This window comes from Kitasatospora sp. RG8 (assembly GCF_017813315.1).
Taxonomy (GTDB): domain Bacteria; phylum Actinomycetota; class Actinomycetes; order Streptomycetales; family Streptomycetaceae; genus Kitasatospora.
The window spans coordinates 357565-363840 of record NZ_JAGIYX010000005.1 but is presented as its reverse complement, the minus strand read 5'-3'; the positions used below and the strand labels follow the sequence as shown (position 1 = coordinate 363840).

Annotated in this window: 6 protein-coding genes; 1 reads left to right on the top strand and 5 read right to left on the bottom strand. The window is 71.9% G+C overall.

What is annotated here, in order from left to right:
* Positions 1-498: 498 nt before the first annotated feature.
* Positions 499-1767, bottom strand: coding sequence for a tyrosine--tRNA ligase (gene tyrS, locus J5Y04_RS11510; protein ID WP_148642376.1), 1269 nt, complete (start codon positions 1765-1767; stop codon positions 499-501).
* Positions 1768-2060: 293 nt separating this feature from the next.
* On the opposite strand from tyrS, the gene J5Y04_RS11505 reads away from it, so the two are divergent.
* Positions 2061-2588 carry an HNH endonuclease gene (locus tag J5Y04_RS11505; protein ID WP_209411846.1) on the top strand — a complete coding sequence of 176 codons (528 nt, stop codon included), beginning with the start codon at positions 2061-2063 and terminating at the stop codon, positions 2586-2588.
* A gap of 94 nt (positions 2589-2682) precedes the next feature.
* On the opposite strand, the gene J5Y04_RS42840 is transcribed toward J5Y04_RS11505, so the two are convergent.
* From J5Y04_RS42840 to J5Y04_RS11485, 4 genes are all read right to left on the bottom strand, one after another.
* Entirely contained in the window at positions 2683-4734 is a 2052-nt protein-coding gene (locus J5Y04_RS42840) for a PQQ-binding-like beta-propeller repeat protein (RefSeq protein ID WP_209411845.1), read from the bottom strand.
* Positions 4735-4917: 183 nt separating this feature from the next.
* Positions 4918-5223 carry a 4a-hydroxytetrahydrobiopterin dehydratase gene (locus tag J5Y04_RS11495; RefSeq protein ID WP_209411844.1) on the bottom strand — a complete coding sequence of 102 codons (306 nt, stop codon included), beginning with the start codon at positions 5221-5223 and terminating at the stop codon, positions 4918-4920.
* 75 nt (positions 5224-5298) lie between these two features.
* On the bottom strand, positions 5299-5475 hold the full coding sequence (locus J5Y04_RS11490) for a DUF1272 domain-containing protein (RefSeq protein WP_209411843.1): 177 nt from the start codon (positions 5473-5475) through the stop codon (positions 5299-5301).
* Between the two features lie 34 nt (positions 5476-5509).
* Complete coding sequence (locus tag J5Y04_RS11485; RefSeq protein ID WP_209411842.1) at positions 5510-6268, bottom strand: sulfite exporter TauE/SafE family protein; 759 nt, start codon at positions 6266-6268, stop codon at positions 5510-5512.
* Positions 6269-6276: the final 8 nt, after the last annotated feature.

Sequence of the window (6276 nt, the reverse complement as noted above, 5' to 3'; positions counted from 1 at the left end):
GGATGTCAACATATCTGGCGTTGACTTTTGGCACGCTGTTGAGTTCTCAAGGAACGGACACTTCCTTCGGACCGCCTTCCAGCGGGCCCTCCGGGCGCTTCGTTCTTTCGTGTTCCCAGCTTACCAGATGTTTTCCGCTCCGTTTTCCGGAGTTTCATTCATCCGACCTGGCTGGTCAGGTCCGCTTTTCTGCGGCGACCTCCACATTAGCGCATTTCGAGACTTGCTCGAAATTCCCCGCTTTCACTGGTCGACGAAAATGCCAACCGACCCAACCGAATGGGCATCGAGTGAAAGTTAGGACTTGCTGAGTGTGATGGCCGCTCCGGCCGGTCCGCGGTGGCCTCTCGGCCTCTCCGTGCACCTGCCCGCTTCAAGCGACTCGTCCAACACTAGGCCAGCCGGACGGCCGCGTCAAACACCGAGGGCCGGATCTGTCCAGATCCGGCCCTCGGTGTTCAGAACCGCAGGTCAGCGGTCATGCGGTTTCAGCCACCCTCAGCCGGCCGCGACCAGCTCAGCCGCGGCGAGGTTGCGCTTGCCGCGGCGCAGCACGAGCCAGCGGCCGTGCAGCAGGTCGGCCTCGGTGGGCACGGCCTCCTCGTCCGTCACCTTGACGTTGTTGAGGTAGGCACCGCCCTCCTTGATCGTCCGGCGGGCCGCGGAGCGGCTGGGCGCCAGGCCGACGGCGACCAACAGGTCGACCACGGGCTGGAGTTCGGCGACCTCGGCCTTGGGGACCTCGGCCAGCGAGGCGGCCAGGGTCGGCGCCTCCAGGTCGGCGAGGTCGCCCTGGCCGAACAGTGCCTTCGAGGCGGCGACGGCGCGCTCGTACTGATCGGCGCCGTGGACCAGCGTGGTGAGCTCCTCGGCCAGCGCACGCTGCGCGAGGCGGGCGGCCGGGCGCTCGGCGGTCTCGCGCTCCAGCTCCTCGATCTCCTCCTTCGAGCGGAAGCTGAAGATCCGCAGGAAGTTGGGGACGTCCCGGTCGTCGGCGTTCAGCCAGAACTGGTAGAAGGCGTACGGGGTGGTCAGCTCGGGGTCGAGCCAGACCGTGCCGGACTCCGTCTTGCCGAACTTGGTGCCGTCGGCCTTGACGATCAGCGGGGTGGCCAGCGCGTGCACCGACTTGCCGTCCGCCTTGCGGATGAGGTCCGTGCCGGCGGTGAGGTTGCCCCACTGGTCGCTGCCGCCGGTCTGCAGGGCGCAGCCGTAGCGGCGGTTCAGCTCCAGGTAGTCCATGCCCTGGAGGATCTGGTAGCTGAACTCGGTGTAGCTGATACCCGCGTCGGAGTTGAGCCGCCGCGCGACGGCCTCCTTCGCGATCATGTTGTTGACGCGGAAGTACTTGCCCACGTCGCGCAGCAGGCTGATGGCCGACATCCCGGAGGTCCAGTCCAGGTTGTTGACCATGCGCGCGGCGTAGGGGCCCTCGAAGTCGAGGAAGCGCGAGATCTGGCCACGCAGGCGCTCGACCCAGCCGGCCACCGTCTCGGGGTCGTTGAGCACGCGCTCGGCGGTGGGCTTCGGGTCGCCGATCAGGCCGGTGGCGCCGCCGACCAGGCCGAGCGGGAGGTTCCCCGCCTGCTGGATGCGGCGCATGGTCAGGATCTGCACCAGGTTCCCGAGGTGCAGGCTGGGGGCCGTCGGGTCGAAGCCGCAATAGAACGTGACCGGGCCGTCCGCGAACGCCTTGCGCAGTGCGTCCTCGTCAGTGGAAAGGGCGATCAGCCCGCGCCACTGCAGCTCGTCGACGATGTCCGTCACGGTCACGCTTCTCCTTCGGTCGGGCGTCCGCCCGGTGCGGACCCGGTTCTGTCGGGCCCCGGTGCGGAACGGCTCCAGCGTTGTAGAGCCTACGCGGTCCCGGCCAGCGGGTTTTCGCCGAGGCGGCCCGCGGGGAGGGTGCCGCCGACCGCCACGCCCCTGTCCGACACCGGAAATTCCGTTGTTCGTCGGCCCCGGGCCCCTTCAGAGTGGTTCCACCGCCGTGCGGCGGCAGTGACGTGTGTGGAGACGGTCGTGCCGCCGTGGCACGCCTCTGGAAAGGGTGGGCCGAGGTGCGCAGCACGCTGGTTCTGAACGCAAGCTACGAGCCCCTGACGACGGTGTCCCTCCAGCGTGCCGTGGTCCTGGTACTCCAGGACAAGGCCGTGGTGGAGCAGGCCCACCCGCTGCGGAGCGTCCGCGGGACGGGCATCACCGTCCCGGTGCCCCGGGTGATCAGACTGCAACGGTACGTACGGGTGCCGTTCCGACAACAGGCTCCGTGGTCGCGTCGTGGCGTGCTGGTCCGGGACCAGCACCTGTGCGCCTACTGCGGGCGCCGGGCGACCACCGTGGACCACCTGCAGCCCCGGTCGCGCGGCGGGGCGGACAGTTGGATGAACACCGTGGCCGCGTGTGCCGAGGACAACCAGCGCAAGGCGGACCGGACGCCGGAGCAGGCCGGGATGAAGCTGCTGCGGAAGCCTTTCGTACCGACGCCGCAGGCCACCCTCATGATGGCCCTGGGCCTGCGCGGCTCGGACGTCCGTGAACTGGCCGAGTGGCTGCCGACGGTGGCCCCGGCGCCCTCCGCCGCGTAGCCGGGGCGGGGCCGGGCCGGGGCAAAGGACCGGGCCGGAGCAAGGGACCGGGCCGGGGCAGGGACTGGAGCTGCCGACCGCCCTCGGCGCGCGCTCAGCCCTTGGCCTGGTACCCGGCCGCCGTGCCGAAGGTGGCCGCGTGCTCGGGCACCGCGACGACCTGGCCGCCGCCGATCAGCACCCGGCCGGAGACCAGGAGCGAGCCGGTGCCGGCCGGGAAGTTGCCGCCGACCGCCTCCTGGCCGTTCGCCAGGGCGAAGCGGCTGAGGTGGGCCGGCTGGTCACGGCGTTCGTCGGCGGCGAGCACCAGCGCGCCGCCGTCGACGCCCACCGCCCGGACGACGCCCTTCTCGCCGGCGGCCGTCTTCCAGCGCTGCCGACCGGTGTCCAGGTCGTAGCCGACGACGGAGACCGCACCGCCACCGCTCGCCGGTGCCAGCGTGGTGACCATCGTCCGGTCCTGGAAGAAGACATCGGGGGTGGCCGAGAACGTGCCGTGCGCGACGTCCAACCGGCCCTCCGCCGCCCGCACGGGGATCTCGGCGGCCGGGTCACCGGTCGGGCCCCAGGCGAACACCTTGTCGTCCTCGGGCTTCTCACCGGTGGTGAGGACGACGGACGGCTCGGCGGAGAGCACCGTCACCGTCTTCGGCTGGTTGTTCAGACCCCGCCACCAGCTCACCTTGCCGTCGGCGGTGCCGATCGAGACGGCCTGGTCGACGGGGGTTGAGTCCGCGCAGGAGCTGGCAACCATGACGGTCTTGCCCGCGACACCGCCGGAGAGCGTGCAGAACTTGCCCTGACCGGTGTACTGCCAGACGTCCTTGCCGTCGGCGGACTCCCAGGCGACGGCGCGGTCGTCGCCGACCGCGATCACCTTGTCGTCGGTGACGCCGACGTGGGCGTTGTAGGTGCCTTTGGCGTCGGAGACGGTCTTGGTCCAGGCGTTCTTGCCGGTCTTGGTGTCCACGGCGGCCACCAGTGTGCACGGGCTCTTCGGGTCCGCCTGGGTGCGGAACAGGGCGGCGCCGAGGCCGGCCTGGTTGACGTTCGGCGAGAGGCCGCAGGGGACGGCGCCGGCGGCCGGCGGCTCGACCGACCAGGTCGGCTTGCCGTCCGTGCGGTCGTAGGCGTGGACGCCGGTCGCGTCCGCGCGCACCACGGCGTCGGCCAGCGCCCAGCTGCCGACCAGGGTGTCGTCGGCGCCCGACTGGAGCGCGGCGGCGGGCTGGGCGGACCAGGCCTTGGCGTGGGCGACGGCGAAGCCGGGCTCACCGCCGGCGTTGTCGGCGGAGGCACTGCCGCCGCCCTCGACACCGACCATCAGTGCGGCCACCACCAGCACGCCGAGTGCGGCGACACCGGCGCCGGCGCGGATCGTCAGGGCGCGGCGGCTGGGCGCGTGCTCGGCGGAGACCACCGCGTCGGCGGCGGCCCGGGCCCTTGCCGCGAGCCCGCTCCGCGCGGACCCGTCCCCGTCGCGACCGGCGTCCCCGTCGCGACCGGCCTTGCCGTCACGACCGCCGGCGTTCGCGTCTCCGTCGCCGTTCCCGGCGGGAGCGCCGCCCCGGCGCCCGGACGCCCGGCGGGCGGGCGGTTCCGTCCCTGCGACCGGTGCGAGCGGTTCGGGTGCCGGGTCGCGGTCCGCCTCCCGGTCCGGCTCGGGATCGAGCTGCACGTACCCGTCGGCGGAGTACGCGGCACCCACCGGGGCGTACAGCTCCTCACCGGCCGGCTGCTGCGGGACGGCGTACGGGGCGTACTGCTGCTGCTCGTGCTCGGCGTACTGGTGGTACGGCTGGTACTGCCCGTCCGGGTAGCCGCTGCCCTGCGCGTACCCGGTCTCCCCGTACCCGGCCTGGGCGTACCCGGTCTCCCCGTACCCGGCCTGGGCGTAGCCGCTCTGGCCGTGGCCGGTCTCGCCGTAACCACCCTGGCCGTAACCGCTCTGGCCGTAGTCGCTCCGGGCATGACCGGTCCGGTCGTAGCCCTGGGCGTCGTGCCCGTCGGCGGTACCGGTGGTGGATCCGTACCCCTGGGCGACCTGCCACTGCTGCTGCTCCGGGTACCCGGCGGGCCACTCCTGCTGTGCCTGCTGCGGGTACCACGGCTGCTGCTGGGCGTCTCCGAGGGGATCCTGAGCCATCCGTTCCGTCCCTCCCGACCGCCAGCAGTGCGGCAGTCAGCATCTCACGCCGCTCCGGGAGCCTCCCGGGTGCCCCGGAACGCCCCCTTCCGGCCTCGACGCGGACGCGACACGGACGCGGCACGGACGCGGCACGAGCGCGGCACGGACACCCCCCCGGGCGCGGCCCGGGGTGAACGCCGCTCAGGCGGTCTCGGCGCTCAACGCGGTGTCGATCCGGGCGGCGAGGGTGAAGTCGAGGGTGGTGAGACCGCCGGCGCTGTGGGTGGAGAGCGCGAAGCGGAGGGTGCGCCAGCGGATGTCGATGTCGGGGTGGTGGTCCAGCGCCTCGGCCTGCTCGGCGACCGCGACGACGACCCGGATCGCCGCCGGGAAGTCCCGGGCGTCGGCGGTGCGGACGATGGTGTCTCCGCCCTCGCGGGTCCACTGCGGCAGGCCGGCCAGCGCGGCCGTGATCTCGTCCTCGGTCAGGCGTGCTCTGCTGCTCATCGGACCGCTCCCGTGCGTCGGATGAAAGCCCGGCCCGGAGGTCTGGGTGAGCCAGGCGGAGGTCAGGGTGGGGCGTCAGGCCTTCCGGCGCGGACGGGGCACCAGCTCGCCGCCGCAGTTCGGGCAGGTTGCGGCCATCGCCCCGGTGCAGTCCGCGCAGAAGCTGCACTCGAAGGAGCATATGAAGGCGGGGCCGTCCAGGGCGAGCGACACCTCGCAACGCTCGCAGGTGTCGCGCATCTCCAGCGCCATGGCGTCTCCCAGAGTAAGAAGAGCTGATGAATGATCAGCTGACGAGCAGCTTGGTGACGGCCGCCAGGCCGACCACCACGATGATCCCGCGCAGCGCCGGCGCCGGCAGCTTGCGGCCGACCTTGGCGCCGAGCAGGCCGCCGCAGAGCGAGCCGACGGCGATCAGGCCCGCGGCGGCCCAGTTGACGGTCGAGGTGAAGAGGAAGAAGACCGCGGCGACGCCGTTGACGATCATCGCCAGGGCGTTCTTGACGGCGTTGATCCGCTGGAGGTCCTCCTGGAGCAGCATGCCCATCAGCGCCATCAGCAGGACGCCCTGGGCCGCGCCGAAGTAGCCGCCGTAGATTCCGGTCAGGAAGACCCCGCCGAGCAGCACCAGGCCGCCGTCCGGGTCTCCCCCGGGCCTGCGGCGGGCGGCGACCGCCTTGGCCACCCGCGGCTGGATCACCACCAGGACGAGGGCCAGCAGGATCAGCACCGGCACGATCGCGTCGAACGCCGAGCTCGGCAGCTCGATCAGCAGCACCGCACCGACCAGACCGCCGAGCAGCGAGGCGGAGCCGAGGCGCAGCAGCCGTCGGCCCTGGTCGGCCAGCTCGCGGCGGTAGCCGATCACGCCGCTGAGCGAACCGGGCACCAGGCCGAAGGAGTTGGAGACGTTGGCGGTGACCGGCGGGATGCCGATGGCGAGCAGGACGGGGAAGGTGATCAGGGTTCCGGAGCCGACGATCACGTTGATCATCCCGGCTCCGGCGCCCGCCACCAGGACGGCGATCGCCTCCCAGAGCGTCATGGGTCATC